The organism is Micromonospora sp. IBSANI012, from assembly GCF_052814045.1.
This window is the reverse complement of the sequence record NZ_CP199933.1, coordinates 3,481,224-3,496,964: the sequence shown is the minus strand read 5'-3', so window position 1 is coordinate 3,496,964 and position 15,741 is coordinate 3,481,224. Positions and strand designations below refer to the sequence as shown.

The following is a 15,741-nucleotide window of genomic DNA, read 5'->3' as shown; positions in this document are numbered from 1 at the left end:
TATCTCTCGACGATCCCCACAGGTCGCCCTCGCCGATGAGACACGGCCGCCGCTGTTGCGTTTCGAGCGCGATCACCGATTCATAGATGAAGCGCTGTCGCATCCTGAGGAGACGTCTCATGTCGATCGCCAGAAAACTCGCTGGCACCGCCCTGGCCACCGCGCTCGTCGTCGTCGCCGCGACACCCGCCCAGGCAGCCGTCACCGATCCGTTGTACGACAAGCAGTGGGGCCTGCGGCAGATCCACGCCGAACAGGCCTGGGCGACCAGCACGGGTGCCGGTGTGGTGATCGCGGTCGTGGACACCGGCGTCGACCTCAACCACCCGGATCTGGCGTCCAAGCTTGTGCCCGGCGCGACCTTCGTCGACTGTGGCTCAACCTCCTGCGGCAACGGCGACTGGCGGGGTCCGAACGGCAAGCCCGACGCCAGCGACGAGCACGGCACGCACGTCGCGGGCATCGCGGCCGCCGCCACCGGCAACGGGGTCGGCGTCGCAGGCGTCGCTCCCGACGCGCGGATCATGCCGATCAAGGTGCTGGAAGCGGGCAGCGGCAGCTTCGCCGACATCGCCGCGGGCATTCGCTACGCGGCCGACCACGGTGCCAAGGTGATCAACCTCAGCCTCGGTGCGCTGCCGGGATCCCAGGCGCTCACCCTCACCGGCCTGGAGTCGGCGGCGACCGAGGCGATCGCGTACGCGCAGGCGAAGGGCGTCGCGGTCATCGCCGCCGCCGGCAACGAGACGGCACCGCTCTGCGACACCCCGGCCTGGGAACCTGGAGCTCTCTGCGTCGCCGCCACCGACCGGAACGAGGCGAAGGCGTGGTACTCCAACCTCGGCGTGAAAGCCGACCTGAGGGCGGTTGCCGCTCCCGGTGGCGCCGGCCTTGTCAACTGCGACGACGACGTGTGGTCCAGCGTCCCGGTGGGCACCGGCTCGGCCGGCTGCGGGCAGGGCGACTACGACGCCTACGCCGGCACGTCGATGGCCACCCCCTACGTGTCGGGAGTCGCGGCCCTGCTCTTCGCCCAGCAGCGCAGCCTTGACAACGTCTACTCGGTCCTGATGTCGACGTCCCGCACCCCGGTCGTCGGCCTGCGCGGTGTCCACACGCCGGCTTACGGCTGGGGCATCGTCGACGCCCAGGCCGCCGTGGCGGCACCCCGCACCTGACGCCGACCGGGACGTCCCGGCCGCGGCTCACCCCGTAACAGCACCCCAACCATTGACGCCTGTTCCTTTAGAGGCCGGCGTTCGCGACGTCTATGGCGGGCGGGATTCCGACCCCGGGTTCTGCCCGCCATGGCGCGAACAGCGCACCGTGAGGCCCTGCCGGGAGTAGCCGTTTCTCAGCCGACACCGCGCCCCTTCACCGCAGCGGCCATCTCGAAGCCACGGAGGTGCCTCCGATCAGGTCGAGCTCGGCAGCGACGACCGCGGGCTCGACGCCGGCGGCGAGTCGGCGAGTTCCGCGATCACCTCGGCGTGACAGCGCTCCGGCGCACACCAGCAGCCGAGCCTGCGCCCGCGCAGTTCCGGGAGGAGGGCGAGGAGTTCGGGGCTGTCGAGCAGGTACGCGCGGTACTTCTCGACGACCTCGTCCCGGGTGCCGTCCCGGCCGGGGCGGTACGGGCTGGACAACGGGGAGCGGGGGAGCTGCCAGCCGCCGCGATACATGGCGCGCCCGACGTAGACCACGTCGGCGTACGCCGGGTCGTCGCGGTGGCCCTTCAGGTTGACGACTGTGGTTGCCTGCATGGCTCGGCTCCTCGGTTCTCCCCGGCAAACGGTAGTCCGGCGATCCACGCCCGGCCAGCTTGCCGGTAGGCCAGACTGCACGGGTGAGAGTCACCGCGCTCACCATCAGGTGGACGCCGTGGCGGTTCGTGACCGCCTTCGGTGTTGTCAGCCTGCTGTCGGACGTGGTGTACGAGGGCGCCCGGTCGGTCATCGGCCCCTATCTGGCCACCTTCGGCGCATCCGCGACCGTCGTCGGGCTGGTCACCGGCGCCGGCGAGGCGACCGCCCTGGCCGGGCGGCTGGCCACCGGACCCCTCGCGGACCGGACCCGCGCCTACTGGCCGCTCCTCCTGGTCGGCTACGCCGTGACCATGGTCGCCGTGCCCGCTCTCGGGCTGGCCACCGCACTGTGGCTGGCAGCGGCGCTGTTCGTCGCGGAGCGCGCCGGCAAGGCGATCCGCGGCCCGGCGAGGGACGTCATGCTCTCGCACGCCGCTGCGGCAGTCGGCCGCGGCAAGGGCTTCGCCGTCCATGAGGCGCTCGACCAGGCCGGCGGGGTGGCGGGGCCGCTGCTGGTCGCCGCCGTACTGGCCGTCACCGCCCACAACTACCGGCCCGCGTTCCTCGCCCTGGCCGTACCCGCCGTGGCGGCGATGCTCCTGCTGCTGTGGCTACGCGCCGGCGTGCCCGACCCGCGTCGCTTCGAACCGGGCCCTCGACCCGGCGCGCCCCCCGCCCCGCCGGGCGGCCGGTTACCCCGCGTGTTCTGGACCTATCTGGCGTTCACGGCGGTGACCACGGCCGGCTACGCCACCTTCGGGGTGCTCAGCTTCCACCTCGCCACCCGGCACGTCGTACCCGTGGCGGTGGTCCCGGTCGTGTACGCCGCCGCGATGGGCGTCGACGCGCTCGCCGCGCTGGCCTCCGGGTGGCTGTACGACCGGGCCGGCGTCCGGGTACTGGCCGCCGTACCCGTGCTGACCGCCCTGATCCCGCTGGCTGCCTTCACCACCACCCCGGCCACCGCGGTCGCCGGGGTCCTGGCCTGGGGTGCCGTGCTCGGCATCCAGGAATCCACCATGCGTGCGACCATCGCCGACATCGTCCCCGCCGCTCGGCGGGGCACCGCCTACGGCATCTTCGCCGCCGGGTTGGGCGGGGCGACCCTGGTCGGTGGGCTGCTCACCGGCGCCCTCTACGACTACTCGATCACGGCCGTGATCGTCACCGTCGCCGGCATCCAGGTCGTCGCCCTGGCCATGTTCCTCGTCACCGTTCGACCGGCCACGCAGGCCCGAGTTCTTCGCCGGTGACCTTTCGGTTGACTCGGCACCCCCGGACGCAGGTTGCCCACGTCAGGCCAGACCGTGCAGGCCGACGAGGCGGGGGACAGCGACCCGGCCCAGTTCGGTGCCGGTGCCGGGATCGTGCCAGCTCACGCCATCCTTCTGGCCCACGTAGAGGCGTCTGCCGTCGCGGCTCAGCACGAGGCCGGAAACGGGTTGGCGGACCCGCCAGTCAGCCGCGCGGCCGGGGCGCGTGAGATCCATCGTCCGTACCACCGTGCCGGCGCCGATGAAGAGGCGGTTGCTGTCGGCGGCGGCGTGTGCGGTCCCGACGCCCCTGGGCTGCGTGTCTGTCCGGCGTACGGTCAGCTCCCCGGTGTCGATCTCGGCGATGGTGCCCGACGTGACGTCGGCGACGAAGAGCCGACCGCCGTCGGGGCTGATCGTCATGGCGTGGCCGATCGCGGCCGCCTCACCGAACGGATGTGGCAGGTCGATGCAGTACGCCCATCGCTCGCTGAGGTGCAGCGTGTGGACGAACGCGTGCACGTTGCCCGGCCGCCCGCTGACGAGGTTGCGGGTGTGCTGGTGGTCGGGCTGGTGGGTGTAGAGCGTGTAGAGGGTGGTGCGATCCGGCGAGAGCACCGCCTGGCGTCCGTCGCCGCGCATCTCCTCCTCGGCGCCGGGCGGCACCGGCGTCTTGGTACGGGTGTAAAGCGGACCGGGTGTCCCGGTGGCGAAGTCGACGACGCGGACCCGGTAGCGGTCCGGCGCCGTCGCCGGGAGCCACTCGAGGACGAAGAGCCCGGCGAGATCCGCCGTGAACGTCTCCGGTACGAAGTTGCCCCGCAACTCCAGCCGGTGTTGGACGCCGGTGACGTCGGCGATCAGCACGGGGGTCACGTCCCGCCCCTCCGGGCGCCCCTTGGTGGCATTCACCTCGTTCGAGGTGAGCGCCACCGTACCGTTGGCTGAGACGGCCTGCGGCACCCACCGTCCGGGCAGCTTGACCCGCGTGGAGGTGCCGCCCGTGGCGGTGTCGATCCGCCACAGGGCGGTGTCGGCGCCGTCGGGTGCGGTCGCGTAGATCGCCCGCCCGTCGGCGGTGGCGAGAGAATGCGGGATCGTCTGCCGGTCCGCACCACGCAGTAGGCCAAGCCCGCCGTCGACCTCGACGAGCAGAGGGTCAGGGATCGTTACGGCACGGGCCTGACCCGGGTGCCGAGCTCGATCGCAGCCGACCAACGCCGCGGTGCCCGCACCGGCGAGCATGGTCAGAAGTGTGCGACGCGAGATCCTTGTCGTTGCCAGCATGCCCCGGTGACACCGTCACACCCGCCGAGGTTCCATCCCCATCCCTGGAACCCATCCGGTGCGGGCGGTGTCATGAGTGTGATCCAACTGGAGGTTTCCACTGGACGACGACGAGCTCGTCACCGGCGCTCGGGCAGGTGACCTGGGGGCGTACGACCTCCTGGTCGCCCGGCACACCGCGTCCGCCTACCGGACGGCGGTGCTGCTCGGCGCGGGTTCGGACGCGGAGGACGTCATCCAGGAGGCGTTCGTGAAGGCATACCGCAAGCTGTCCCGCTATCGGGGAGAGTCGTCCTTCCGCGCGTGGCTTCTCGCGATCGTCGCCAACGAGACCCGCAACATGCACCGCTCACGCAGCCGGCGGGACGGGCTCATCCTGCGGGCCGCGGCGGCGAACCCGGAGTCGCAGATCGCCGAGGACGGCGCGGTGGGCGGCGTCCTCGCCGCCGAGCGCCGGGCCACGCTGGTGCGGGCCCTGCGGCAGCTGCCGGTGAAGGACCGCGAGGTGATCGTGTGCCGGTTCCTCCTCGATCTCAGCGAGGAGGAGACCGTGACGATGCTGGGCTGGCCCAGAGGCACGGTGAAGTCGCGGACGTCCCGAGCGCTGGCGAAGCTCCGCGCCCTGCTCGACCGCGAGGAGGTGCGCCGTGGATGACCTCGAACGGGAGTTGCGTGACCTCACCGAGTGGCTGGACACACCCGCCGTGCCCGACGTGGCCGACCGCGTACGCGCCCGGCTGGCCGCGCCCGCGCGAAGGCGACGCCGGTGGCGCTACTACCTCGCCGTGGCGCTCGTCGCCCTGCTCGTCGCGGTGCTGCCGCCGGGGCGGGCCGCCCTCGCCGACGCCGTGGCGGGGCTGCTGCGCTTCTCCGGAATCATCATCGACACGTCATCGGCGCCGATCTCGCCCACCGGCAGTCCGTCGCCGCTGCCGTCGCAGCGGCCCGCCTCCCTCCACGAGGCGCAGAGGAAGCTCCGCTTCCCGATCCGCCTGCCGGCGAAGCTGGGTCCGCCCGAGCAGGTGCTGGTCGCCGACGTCGACGGCACCGGCTCCTACCGGGTGGTCACCCTGCTCTACCGCGGGGGTGCGTTGCGCGTCGATGCCTTCGACGGTCGCCTCGACCCGGTCTTCCAGAAGCAGGCCGCCGGGCCAGGAGTGGAATGGGTCCAGGTCGACGCAGGCTTCGCGGTCTGGATCGGCGGCCCACACGCGCTGGCCTACGTGGATCGTGCGGGCACGGTCCGTGTGGAGAGCGCGCGACTCGCCGCCTCGACCCTGATCTGGGAGGAGGCCGGCGTGAGCTACCGGCTCGAAGGCGACCTGACCAAGGGCGACGCGATCGAGATCGCCAACTCGCTGAATTGAGCGAGGGACGGCGGTCGCTTTCGTGGTGCCAGTCGAGCCGGCAGATCGGGTGGGAACCCCGAGGGCCCGAGCGGTGTCCTGAATGGTGCGAGGCACGAACGGGGTCAGCGGGTACGACGTTTGTCCGGAGGGCGCGAGATGGGTTCATGGGGCAGGGTGTTGCTGGGGTCGGCGGTCCTGCTGGCGGCCTGTACGACCACGGGGCGGTCAGCCACGCCGGTCGGCGCTCCGGCCACCACGGCCCCGGCGAATCCTCCGGCGAGCGCCGCGTCGGGCTGCGGCTCACGGGTCGAGACGGGTGTCCTGCCGGACTGGGCGGACGCCGGGTTCAGTGGGGAGGCCCGGATCCCACACGTCTTCGGCGCGAAGGGCGAGATCGTCGCGGTGCTGTTCGGTCACCCGCTGGCGCTGGGCCGGGACGAGGGGCCCGCCAACAAGATCCTCTGGGTCTCCGCGCCGGCGGCGATGTCGTCCGACACGGCGTCGCCCGCCACCCTGACGATCACCGCGACGCTGGACGGCACCGACACGCGGGTGACGCGGGAGGTCGCCGGCGGCCCCGGCCCGTCGATCATCGACATGCCGCGGGCCGGTTGCTGGCACCTCGAACTCCACTGGTCGGGACACGCCGACACCATGGACCTCGTCTACGCCGAAGGCTAGCGTGATGCCAGCACCGGTGTCGACGGCGTGGCGTGACGCGGAGAGCCTACGGCGGTGATCGATGATGCTGGCGATTCGTGGGCGTCGGACGCCCGGAGTTCGGCTACCCGAGATCGATCGGCCGGTCGACCAGGGCGGCCAGCCGCTTCGGCGCCAGGACGCAGTAGCTCTCCGTGAGCAGTTCGGCGACCTCGTCCCAGTCGACCCGGTCGTCGAGCACCATGCCGACGACGTCGGCGCCCCAGCCCGGCTTGAAGAACGGGTGGCCGCTGGCGATCAGCCCGGCGATCTCGTCGCCGGGCGACCGGAACGTCAGCACGCAGATCGGCTGGTCGGTCGCGGCAGCCCGGGCGTAGGCCGCCTGGTGGTCGGGGTCGACCGTGAGCACGTGGGCGAACGTGCGGTTGCGGATCCGCCAGCGCGTGCCCACCCACGCCGGCTCCTCGTAGGTCTCCGGCAGCCCGAGGCAGACGGGCCGGAGCCGGTGGAGGATCTCGGGTGGGACGTCCCCAGGGCCAGTCATGTGCGCGACGCTAGCCGGCCCCTCCGACAGGCCGGAGACGTCGATTCGTCGTAGCCGGGGAGTACGACTGACGGAGACCGACGATTATCGGCTTCGTGGACGGTCTACCCAAGGGAAACGAGTGGGAAGGATGAGGATATGAGCGGCGTACGGGTGCTGGTGGGCACGCGCAAGGGCGCGTTCACGTTGACGTCGGACGGCAGGCGCGGCGACTGGACGGTCGACGGACCCCATTTCGGCGGCTGGGAGATCTACCACCTGAACGGGTCGCCGGTGGACCCGAACCGGCTCTATGCGTCCCAGTCCGGCGGCTGGTTCGGGCAGCTGATCCAGCGCTCCGACGACGGCGGCAGGACCTGGAACCCGGTCGGCAACGACTTCGCCTACTCCGGCGAGGTCGGTGAGCACCTGTGGTACGACGGCACCCCGCGCCCGTGGGAGTTCAAGCGCATCTGGCACCTCGAGCCATCCCGCGACGACCCCGACACCGTGTACGCCGGCGCGGAGGACGCCGCCCTCTACGTCTCCAGCGACGGCGGTCTGAAGTGGAAGGAGCTCACCGCCCTTCGTACCCACCCGACCGGGCCGACCTGGCAGCCCGGTGCCGGCGGCATGTGTCTGCACACGATCATCCTGGACCCGGCGAACAAGGACCGGATCTACGTCGCCATCTCGGCGGCGGGCGCGTTCCGCAGCGACGACGCCGGCGCGAGTTGGCTGCCGATCAACAAGGGTCTGCGGTCCGGGGAGATCCCCGACCAGGACGCCGAGGTCGGCCACTGCGTGCACCACATCACCCAGCACCCGAGCCGGCCGGACACCCTGTTCATGCAGAAGCACTGGGACGTCATGCGCAGCGACGACGCAGGTGCGAACTGGCGCGAGATCAGCGGAAACCTGCCGTCGGACTTCGGGTTCCCGATCGCGGTGCACGCGCACGAGCCGGAGACGATCTACGTCGTGCCGATCAAGAGCGACTCCGAGCACTTCCCGCCGGAGGGCAAGCTGCGCGTCTACCGCAGCCGTACCGGTGGCAACGACTGGGAGCCGTTGACCAGGGGCCTGCCCCAGTCCGACTGCTACGTCAACGTGTACCGCGACGCGATGGCGGTCGACACGCTCGACCCGTGCGGGATCTACTTCGGCACCACCGGCGGTCAGGTCTACCACTCGGCGGACGGCGGCGACAGCTGGGCGCCGATCGTCCGGGACCTGCCGGCCGTGCTCTCCGTGGAAGCCCAGGTGCTGCCGTGATCCGGGTCGTCCTCCCGGCCCACCTGAAGAACCTGGCTCACGTCACCGGCGAGGTACGTCTCGAGGTGCCCGGTCCGGATGCCGGGCGGGTCACCCAGCGCCTGGTGTTGGACACCCTCGAGGCGCGATACCCCATGTTGCTCGGCACCATCCGCGACCGCCACAGCGGCAAGCGCCGCGCGTTCGTCCGCTTCTACGCCTGCGAGGACGACCTCTCCAACGACTCGCCCGACGCGCCACTGCCGGAGCGGGTCATCGCCGGCGAGGAACCGTTCATCATCCTGGGCGCGATGGCCGGGGGGTAGTCCGGACCGCGGCGAGGGCGGGTTCGCGGACATCCAGCTGCCGGGCCGGCTCGCCCGTTCCTCGCCGGTGGTTTCGGGTACCCGGGGCGGATGGCGGAACTGCTCGAGGACGGCGACATCTACTTCCTCTACCGTCCCCGGGTCGAGGAGGAGCACGTCGACTCCCTGAACGAGGTGCAGCGGCTGCTGGTGGTGATGCACCCGTGGCGGGGGCGGCACCTGCGACTCCTGGTGGTCGGGCGGAAACGTCTGCCCGGTATCGAGGAGCACGACCGCTTCTGGGCGTTCGTCGACGCGGTGGTGGACCGGCCCGAGCAGCTGCACGAGGCGCTGCAGGCGCGCACGTACCGGACGAGGACCCGCGGCGAGCGGGAACAGCCGCCGGCCCGGCCCGTGGCGGAGGGCGCGTACGTGATCGCCCGGCACGACGACCACACCCATCTCGCGTACGAACTCGAACTTCCGCTGCGGCTCGGCGAGGCGCAGCGCGAGCTGAGTATCGAGCCGGAGCCGAGCTACATCGTCACGGTGAAGAACCCGCAGGCACCCTCCCCGCCCGGGGTGGGCCTGCGCGGGTCCCGGAAGGTCACGCTGCCCGCTGCGCTGCAGAAGAAGTTCCACGGTCGTCGCTTCGCCCCGCTCGACCCGCCCGGCTTCCTCGATCACCCCGGGACCGAACTCGTGCTCATCGGCGCCGCCCACGACGCGTCCGAGGAGCTGGAGATCGACCTGGACGCGGAGGTCGAGCGCGCGGCCCGGAGCACCATCTTCGGGGATCTGCGGATTGGGCGCCGGGAGCGTCCGGTCGCTCCGCTCTTTTCGGGCGAGTGGGCCTGAGCCCGCAGTCAGCGGTCCAGGCTGTCCGCCGGCGCCATCACCCGCAACGCGTTCGCATCGACCCCGACCCGGATCGGCGTCGTCCCGCACAATTCCCCGTCCACCTCGACCCGCGCCGGCCGGTCGGTCTCCAGCCACAGCTCGCCCACCGCGAGGAAGGGCTCGTCGCGCAGCGTCCGCCGGTGCCCGGTGGCGGCGTTGCGGACGGTGGCGCGGATCAGCCCCCGCCGCGTCGCCCCACCGACCGGGTACGCCACCAGCAGCCGGTCGTCGGCGTCGGCGTCCGCGGTGATCGGCCGGCCGGCGTGGAACCCGCCGTTGGCCACGTAGAGCTGATGGGTGACGAGTTCGTGCGTGGTGTCACCGGCGCGGACGGTGGCGCGCAGCGGCCGGTGCCGGCCCAGCAGCGCCAGGGCGGTCAGCGGGTACGCGAGCCGACCGGAGACCCGCTTCAGGCGCGGCGGCGTCCGGAGCATGATGTCGGCGGAGAGGCCCACGCCGACGTGGTTGGTGAATCGCCTTTCGCCGGCGATCCCCAGGTCGACGTCGATGACCTTGCCCTGGGTGAGGACCGCGATCGCGTGATCGAGGTCCAGCGGGACGCTGACGGTGCGGGCGAAGTTGTTGGTGGTGCCCAGCGGCAGCAGGCCGAGCGCGATGTCCCGGTGGGCGAGCAGCCGCCCCGCGGTGCTGAGCGTACCGTCGCCGCCGCCCACGACCAGGACGTCCGGCTTGAGGTCGGCGGCCGCGGCGACGCTCTCCTCCAGCTGCCCGGGCCGGTCGGTCCGGTACGTGCCGAGCAGGTCGAAGCCGGCGGCGACCAACCTGGCCCGGGCCCGCTCGCAGTGTTCCCGGCCGCGGCGGGAGCCCGCGTTGATGACCAGCGCCGCCCTCCGGTCCCGCCGGATGGCCGCGGTCAGCTCCTGCTTCGTCCGCATGAACCCCGACCCTATCCTCCGTCGGCTCGTCGCCCGCCCGCATCGGGGGGACGCATCGAGGATGGCGTTGTCAGCGCAACGCTCGATCGAAGACCGGCGGGGTGAGCGACGGCTCCGCGCTCCGCGACGGCTTCGGGCTCCGCGACGGGCTCGGCTTGGGCGATCCGGTCGGCGTCGGCGTCGGCTTCCTGGTCGGGCTCGCGGTGACGCACGTGCCCGGGTCGCAGGTCGGCCGGGTCGCGGTCGGCGTCGGCTGCGCCGAGGTCGGCTTCGGCGTCGCCGGGGCGGTGGGCGACGGGGTGTCGTCCGGGAACGCCGGCTCCTGGAACCGGTACTTGTCCGGGTCCAGCTTGAGGGCGGCGGTGGCCTGTTCCATGAACTGCCGCCAGATCGGCCCGGGGCCGGTGGACCCGTAGACGTCGTAGCTGCCGTCGGAGGTCTTCAGCGGCTTGCCGTCGACGGTGCCGAGCCAGACCGCGGCGGCCAGGGCGCCCGTGTAGCCGACCATCCAGGTGTGCACGTTCTGGGTGGTGCTCGTCCCGGCCTGCCAGGTGCCGGTCTTGCCGGCGGAGTCCCAGCCGTTGTCCAGCTTGGCCGCCTTCACCCGGCTCAGCGTCCAGTTGAGCTGGTTGACCGCCTCCCGGTCGAGCCCGATGTCGGTCTGCACCAGCTGTTCGTCGAGGATCTTGTCGTCGCCCTTGGTCACCGCGCGGACGAAGTGAGCGTCGGCCCGCTTCCCGCCGGCGGCGAAGGTCGCCATCCCGTTCGCGTGGTCCTGCACGGTGATGCCGTACTGGCCGATGCCGACCTCGGTGGAGAAGTTCCGCGCCAGCTCCTCACCCGAGTGGCCGCGCAGTTCGATCCGCTTCGGCCGCGGATTGCCCTTCTCGTTGGCCCACATCGAGTCGACCCCGGCCTTGGTGGCCATGTCGATCACCTTCGCGGTGCCGAGCTGCTCGGTGAGTGCGAAGTAGGTGACGTTGAGCGAGGCGACGGTGGCCTCCCACAGCGCGCAGTCCGGCTGGCACGGTGCCCGCTCGGCGTTGCGGATCGGGCCGGCGGGGCTGCCCTTGGTCCGGCCGGAGGCGGGGAACTCCTTGGTCTCCGGCGAGTCGAAGTGCTGCTTCACCGAGATCTTCTCCTGTACGGCCGTGGCCAGGTCGTACACCTTGAACGACGACCCCGGCGGGTGCTGGCCGAAGCCGCGGGCCTCGCCGTTCTCGTCCTGGTACCAGCCGGCGTAGTCGGCGCCGGAGCCGTCGCTGCCGCCGTGGTAGCCGAGCACCCGGCCGGTGCCGGGTTCCACCGCCACGAGCGCGGCCTGCCAGTTCTTCGGCTGCCCGCGGACCGCCTCCGGGGCGGTGTCGCGCCGGAGGTCGGCGGCCGCGTCGGCGGCGTCCTGGACTCGCTTGTCGATGGTGGTGACGATCTTGAAGCCGCCGTTGCGGATGTAGTCGGCGGGCTTGCCCTGGAACGCCTCGCTCTGCCGCAGCTCGCTGAGCACGTGGTTGACCACCAGGCCGGTCGGCCGGTCGAGGTTGGACCGGCCGGCGGCGGGATCGAGCGGCTTCACCGTGTCCGGGTACGCCAGGTTGGCCGCCTCGTCCGCCGACAGGTAACCCAGCTTGACCATGCCGTCGCGAATGTAGTTCCACCGGTCGATCGAGTTCTGCCGCGCCAGCGGACTGCGCTGCGGATCGTAGCCGGGGTGCCCCTCGGGGTCGTCCGGGTCGGCCTCCGGCTGCTTCACCATGGCGCAGAGCACCATCGCCTCCGCCGTGGTCAGCTGGTTCGCCGCCGGCGCGTCACGGCGCACCGTCTTGCCGAAGTACGCCTGCGCGGCCGCCTCGATGCCGTAGGAGCCCCGGCCGAACGGCACGGTGTTCAGGTAGAAGCCGAGGATCTCCTCCTTGCTGTACTTGTCGTCGAGCTTCCACGCGATGACCGCCTCGCGGAGCTTGCGCGAGTAGGAGACGCCCTTGAGGTCGGCGGCCACCCGGGCGTACTGCTGGGTGATCGTCGACGCGCCCTGGCGCTGGCCGCCGGTGACGTTCGACCAGGCGGCGCGCAGCACCCCGCTGAAGTCGATGCCCTCGTTGGTCCAGAACGTGCGGTCCTCGGTCGCCACGATCGCCTGTTTCGCGGCGTCGTTCATCTCCGGGTAGGGCACGATCGTGCGGTTCTCCGTGCCGAGCTTCGCCATCGGTGTGCGACCGTCGGCGAAGTAGACCGTGGTCGACTCCGGCAGCTCCAGGTCGCTGGGCGTGGGCACGCTGTCGACGTAGTACGCCCCGGCGGTGAGACCGCAGCCGGCGAGCAGTGCGAGCACGGCCAGGACGATCAGGAGGCGCTTGCGCCGACGTTTCCGCGCCGGCTGGGCACCGGTCGATCCGGGTACGGGGGCAGCGCTGTCGTTGTTACCGGTAGGAGGCACCCGCACCCACTACCCTCCGGCCGGTCCGCCGAATCTTGACCAGCCCGCGTCGTGCCCGGTGCCGCCGGTCGGACGGGCTCAGACCTCGGTCAGCCCCGGTAGCCCTCTGCCAACCGCGCAGCATATGCACCCTCCACCCTGACTACTTCCTACCAAGCTATGTGCCCTTACTTATATGGGCCAGCCTAACTGGCGTTCACGTGGATCGAGAGCTCTCGAGTGCGACGGCCCAGGAAGCCGTCACTCGAATCCCTCGAGACGAGGAAGGGACCTTTCGTCTCCAAAGGAGAAAATCCTCCTCAGCCCAGGCTGGACAACATCGATCTCGGCTTGAGGCAGATGTATGTTGAGGGTCAGTTCCCTTTCGCTCAGGCCGAGCGATTTCACGGCTTCCTCGGTGAACAGAAGAGAACACGCCGAGGGGTAAGGGTACCAAGTTGCCCGAAGAATTCCTCCGAATACCGAATCGTGCCTGCTGTTGACCGTGCAGAAGACTGGCGGCGTCCATGCTCGAGGGTCGGTGTGATCACGGAGATCACGCTGGAACTCAAGCCCGTCGGCTCTTTCGCTCCATGCCTCGTAGAGCGCTATGGAGTAGGTCGAGTAGTTGCCAGAGTTGTCTTCATGCATCACCCTTACGTCGATTTCCATTCCCTACGGCCACCTCCCGTCAGTGAACCTTTCCCGTAAGCCCGTCGGCGCGGGAGACGGGATTAGCGCCTTGAACAAAACCCCCTCGTCGCTCAACCGTTGCATCGCCGCCGCCTTCAATCGGAACTGGCTCTTCGGCATTCGCTGCTCCCACCGGATGGTGATGGTCACCGGACTCGGCGTAGAGCTGTCGATCTCGCAGCCGATGTTGGGCACCAGGACCGGCACGCCAGCGGCGACGACATAGCACGTGTGGATGTCGGCGACGGTGAGGTCGCGCATGTCCTTGCCGCCGGTGTAGTTCCGGACGGCGGTGACGGTGACGGTGTCCCCGTCGGTGGTGCGCAGCTGGTGTCCGACGAGTAGGTCGGCCGCGACTCCTACGTCCCGCAGTGGACATGACCGCCCGGAGTTTTGACCCAGGTGTGCCCGTCCGGCATGAGTGAATCCGGCTCGCCGTTTTCCCATGTCCAGGCGGGGCGCAAGTTCTCCCGTTCACGGCCGGTTGAGCTGCTGGTCAAGTCATGATGACCGGGTGCCGTCCGGACGGCGGTACGGCGAGCGGGGGAGCGGTCGTGCAGGACGTAACGGTCGAGCCGGTGGTCACCGGCGCACAGGTGCCCGGCCTGGCCGAGATGGTGTGGGACAACGCCCGACAGGTGCCCGACGTGGTGCAGTTCGTCCGTCCGGATCCGATTTCCCGGTCGTGGCCGGCGCGCCGGTCCGTGCAGGGCCGGGCGCTGCCGGTGACGTGCGAACAGTTCCGCGACGACGTGCTCACCCTCGCGCGCGGGTTCATCGCCGCCGGTGTCGGGCACGGCGACCGGGTCGCTCTGATGAGCCGCACCCGCTACGAGTGGAGCCTCGTCGACTACGCCCTGTGGTCCGTCGGCGCGGTCACCGTCCCCGTCTACGAGACCTCCAGCGCCGAGCAGTTGGGGTGGATCCTGGCGGACTCGGGCGCGGTGGGGTGTGTGGTGGAGACCGCCGCGCACGACGTGATGCTGGCCGGCCTGCGCGACGACCTGCCGGCGCTGCGCCAGACGTGGCAGATCGACGGCGGCGGGCTGATCGCCCTGGCGGGGCAGGGCCGCACCGTCGACGACGGGCAGGTCGAGGCGCGGCGGCGGGGGGTGTCGGGCGGGGACCTGGCCACGATCGTCTACACCAGCGGCACGACCGGCCGGCCGAAGGGCTGCGCGCTGACCCACCGCAACATCTACTGCGACGTCACCAACGCCACCTCGGTGATGCCGGAAGTGTTGCATCCGGGCGCGTCGACCGTGTTGTTCCTGCCGCTGGCGCACGTGTTCGCCCGACTGATCCAGGTCGGTGTGGTGCGCACCCGGGCGACGATGGTGCACAGCGCCGACCCCGGCAGAGTCTTCGAGCAGCTGCGGAAGTGCCGCCCGACGTTCATCCTCGCGGTGCCGCGGGTGTTCGAAAAGATGTACGCCAAGGCCCGACGGCACGCCGAGGACACCCACCGGGGGCGGCTGTTCGCCATCGCGGACGCCGTCGCCGTGCGGTACAGCCGCGCCCTGGACACCGAGCGAGGTCCGAACATCCTGCTGCGGCTGGCGCGCGCCGGGTGCGACGTGCTGGCGTACCGGACGTTGCGCGCCGCCCTCGGCGGACGGTGCCGGCTGGCGATCTCCGGCGGTGCGCCGCTGGAACAGCGGCTGGCGCACTTCTTCCGCGGCGCCGGCATCACCGTCCTGGAGGGGTACGGGCTGACCGAGACGGCTCCGGCGGTAACGGCGAACGTGCCCTCGGCGATGCGGATCGGCACCGTCGGTCGCCCGCTGCCCGGCGTGGAGATCCGCATCGCCGACGGCGGGGAGGTCCTCGTCCGCGGCGAGATTGTTTTCGGCGGTTACTGGAACAACCCCGACGCCACCCGGGCGACCCTCACCGACGACGGCTGGCTGCGCACCGGTGACCTCGGCAGCCTCGACCCCGACGGCTACCTGCGCATCACCGGCCGCATCAAGGAGATCATCGTGACGGCGGCGGGGAAGAACCTCGCCCCCGCTCCGATCGAGGAGCAGGTCCGCGCGCACCCCCTGGTCGGCCAGTGCATGCTCGTCGGCAACGACCGCCCCTACGTGACCGCCCTGGTCACCATCGATCCGCCGGCCTGGCAGCGGTGGCGGGCCGCCCACGGCCACCCGGACGCGGACGTGGCCGACCTGCGGGACGACCCCGAGCTGCGCCAGGACATCCAGAGCGCGGTCGACCACGCCAACCAGACGGTGTCCAAGGCGGAACAGGTCAAGCAATTCCGGATCCTGCCTCGCGACCTCACCGAAGCCGACGGGGAGCTCACCCCCACCCTGAAGATCAAACGCGAGGCGGTCCAGGAGCGCTACGCCGCTGACATCGAGGCGCTCTACCGCGGCCACTGACCCCCGCCTGGCCGCC

The 15,741-nt window shown here is 71.0% G+C and carries 16 protein-coding genes; 9 read left to right on the top strand and 7 right to left on the bottom strand.

The genetic code is table 11. The features are described 5' to 3' along the window. Window positions 1–119: 119 nt before the first annotated feature. A complete protein-coding gene (locus tag ACTWM8_RS16225; RefSeq protein WP_446209755.1) occupies window positions 120–1,178 on the top strand; it encodes a S8 family peptidase in 1,059 nt (352 codons plus the stop codon). A gap of 237 nt (window positions 1,179–1,415) precedes the next feature. Here ACTWM8_RS16225 and ACTWM8_RS16220 read toward each other — a convergent pair whose 3' ends face one another. Next, entirely contained in the window at window positions 1,416–1,763 is a 348-nt protein-coding gene (locus tag ACTWM8_RS16220) for a DUF4326 domain-containing protein (protein WP_446209754.1), read from the bottom strand. 83 nt (window positions 1,764–1,846) lie between these two features. Between ACTWM8_RS16220 and ACTWM8_RS16215 the strand changes: the two genes are divergently transcribed. Further along, complete coding sequence (locus ACTWM8_RS16215; protein ID WP_446209753.1) at window positions 1,847–3,058, top strand: MFS transporter; 1,212 nt, start codon at window positions 1,847–1,849, stop codon at window positions 3,056–3,058. A 42-nt stretch (window positions 3,059–3,100) separates the two neighbouring features. Here the strand turns inward: ACTWM8_RS16215 and ACTWM8_RS16210 are convergent, their stop codons facing one another. Then, complete coding sequence (locus ACTWM8_RS16210; protein ID WP_446209752.1) at window positions 3,101–4,303, bottom strand: YncE family protein; 1,203 nt, start codon at window positions 4,301–4,303, stop codon at window positions 3,101–3,103. Between the two features lie 241 nt (window positions 4,304–4,544). Between ACTWM8_RS16210 and ACTWM8_RS16205 the strand changes: the two genes are divergently transcribed. The 3 genes from ACTWM8_RS16205 to ACTWM8_RS16195 all read left to right on the top strand — a co-directional run bounded on the left by ACTWM8_RS16205 (window position 4,545) and on the right by ACTWM8_RS16195 (window position 6,375). Then, window positions 4,545–5,000 carry an RNA polymerase sigma factor gene (locus tag ACTWM8_RS16205; RefSeq protein WP_446209751.1) on the top strand — a complete coding sequence of 152 codons (456 nt, stop codon included), beginning with the start codon at window positions 4,545–4,547 and terminating at the stop codon, window positions 4,998–5,000. Then, window positions 4,993–5,712, top strand: a complete 720-nt coding sequence (locus ACTWM8_RS16200) for a hypothetical protein (protein WP_446209750.1) — start codon at window positions 4,993–4,995, stop codon at window positions 5,710–5,712. Before ACTWM8_RS16205 ends, ACTWM8_RS16200 begins: the two co-directional genes overlap by 8 nt. Window positions 5,713–5,868: 156 nt before the next feature. Then, window positions 5,869–6,375 carry a hypothetical protein gene (locus ACTWM8_RS16195; protein ID WP_446209749.1) on the top strand — a complete coding sequence of 169 codons (507 nt, stop codon included), beginning with the start codon at window positions 5,869–5,871 and terminating at the stop codon, window positions 6,373–6,375. 103 nt (window positions 6,376–6,478) lie between these two features. On the opposite strand, the gene ACTWM8_RS16190 is transcribed toward ACTWM8_RS16195, so the two are convergent. Next, the gene (locus tag ACTWM8_RS16190; protein ID WP_377607197.1) at window positions 6,479–6,898 is read right to left on the bottom strand and encodes an MmcQ/YjbR family DNA-binding protein; all 420 of its coding nucleotides are present in this window, start codon (window positions 6,896–6,898) and stop codon (window positions 6,479–6,481) included. A 138-nt stretch (window positions 6,899–7,036) separates the two neighbouring features. On the opposite strand from ACTWM8_RS16190, the gene ACTWM8_RS16185 reads away from it, so the two are divergent. The 3 genes from ACTWM8_RS16185 to ACTWM8_RS16175 all read left to right on the top strand — a co-directional run bounded on the left by ACTWM8_RS16185 (window position 7,037) and on the right by ACTWM8_RS16175 (window position 9,294). Next, the gene (locus ACTWM8_RS16185) at window positions 7,037–8,152 is read left to right on the top strand and encodes a WD40/YVTN/BNR-like repeat-containing protein (protein WP_446209748.1); all 1,116 of its coding nucleotides are present in this window, start codon (window positions 7,037–7,039) and stop codon (window positions 8,150–8,152) included. Beyond that, entirely contained in the window at window positions 8,149–8,457 is a 309-nt protein-coding gene (locus tag ACTWM8_RS16180) for a MoaD/ThiS family protein (protein WP_446209747.1), read from the top strand. The genes ACTWM8_RS16185 and ACTWM8_RS16180 overlap by 4 nt, the downstream gene beginning before the upstream one ends. Window positions 8,458–8,547: 90 nt before the next feature. Then, window positions 8,548–9,294, top strand: a complete 747-nt coding sequence (locus ACTWM8_RS16175) for a hypothetical protein (RefSeq protein ID WP_446209746.1) — start codon at window positions 8,548–8,550, stop codon at window positions 9,292–9,294. Between the two features lie 8 nt (window positions 9,295–9,302). On the opposite strand, the gene ACTWM8_RS16170 is transcribed toward ACTWM8_RS16175, so the two are convergent. The 4 genes from ACTWM8_RS16170 to ACTWM8_RS16155 all read right to left on the bottom strand — a co-directional run bounded on the left by ACTWM8_RS16170 (window position 9,303) and on the right by ACTWM8_RS16155 (window position 13,599). Beyond that, the gene (locus ACTWM8_RS16170) at window positions 9,303–10,232 is read right to left on the bottom strand and encodes a diacylglycerol/lipid kinase family protein (protein WP_446209745.1); all 930 of its coding nucleotides are present in this window, start codon (window positions 10,230–10,232) and stop codon (window positions 9,303–9,305) included. Between the two features lie 70 nt (window positions 10,233–10,302). Further along, entirely contained in the window at window positions 10,303–12,561 is a 2,259-nt protein-coding gene (locus ACTWM8_RS16165; RefSeq protein WP_446209744.1) for a transglycosylase domain-containing protein, read from the bottom strand. Between the two features lie 345 nt (window positions 12,562–12,906). Beyond that, window positions 12,907–13,317 (bottom strand): hypothetical protein, encoded by a 411-nt coding sequence (locus tag ACTWM8_RS16160; protein WP_446209743.1) that lies wholly within the window; start codon window positions 13,315–13,317, stop codon window positions 12,907–12,909. Window positions 13,318–13,320: 3 nt separating this feature from the next. Beyond that, on the bottom strand, window positions 13,321–13,599 hold the full coding sequence (locus ACTWM8_RS16155; RefSeq protein ID WP_446209742.1) for a hypothetical protein: 279 nt from the start codon (window positions 13,597–13,599) through the stop codon (window positions 13,321–13,323). 293 nt (window positions 13,600–13,892) lie between these two features. On the opposite strand from ACTWM8_RS16155, the gene ACTWM8_RS16150 reads away from it, so the two are divergent. Further along, on the top strand, window positions 13,893–15,725 hold the full coding sequence (locus tag ACTWM8_RS16150) for an AMP-dependent synthetase/ligase (RefSeq protein ID WP_446209741.1): 1,833 nt from the start codon (window positions 13,893–13,895) through the stop codon (window positions 15,723–15,725). Window positions 15,726–15,741 lie beyond the last annotated feature (16 nt).

Excerpts from the sequence above, each read along its gene's own strand:
- ACTWM8_RS16190 (WP_377607197.1), bottom strand. The coding sequence starts at position 6,898 with ATGACTGGCCCTGGGGACGTCCCACCCGAGATCCTCCACCGGCTCCGG.
- ACTWM8_RS16155 (WP_446209742.1), bottom strand. The coding sequence starts at position 13,599 with ATGCGCGACCTCACCGTCGCCGACATCCACACGTGCTATGTCGTCGCC.
- ACTWM8_RS16220 (WP_446209754.1), bottom strand. The coding sequence starts at position 1,763 with ATGCAGGCAACCACAGTCGTCAACCTGAAGGGCCACCGCGACGACCCG.
- ACTWM8_RS16170 (WP_446209745.1), bottom strand. The coding sequence starts at position 10,232 with ATGCGGACGAAGCAGGAGCTGACCGCGGCCATCCGGCGGGACCGGAGG.
- ACTWM8_RS16210 (WP_446209752.1), bottom strand. The coding sequence starts at position 4,303 with ATGCTCGCCGGTGCGGGCACCGCGGCGTTGGTCGGCTGCGATCGAGCT.
- ACTWM8_RS16185 (WP_446209748.1), top strand. The coding sequence starts at position 7,037 with ATGAGCGGCGTACGGGTGCTGGTGGGCACGCGCAAGGGCGCGTTCACG.
- ACTWM8_RS16175 (WP_446209746.1), top strand. The coding sequence starts at position 8,548 with ATGGCGGAACTGCTCGAGGACGGCGACATCTACTTCCTCTACCGTCCC.
- ACTWM8_RS16225 (WP_446209755.1), top strand. The coding sequence starts at position 120 with ATGTCGATCGCCAGAAAACTCGCTGGCACCGCCCTGGCCACCGCGCTC.
- ACTWM8_RS16160 (WP_446209743.1), bottom strand. The coding sequence starts at position 13,317 with ATGGAAATCGACGTAAGGGTGATGCATGAAGACAACTCTGGCAACTAC.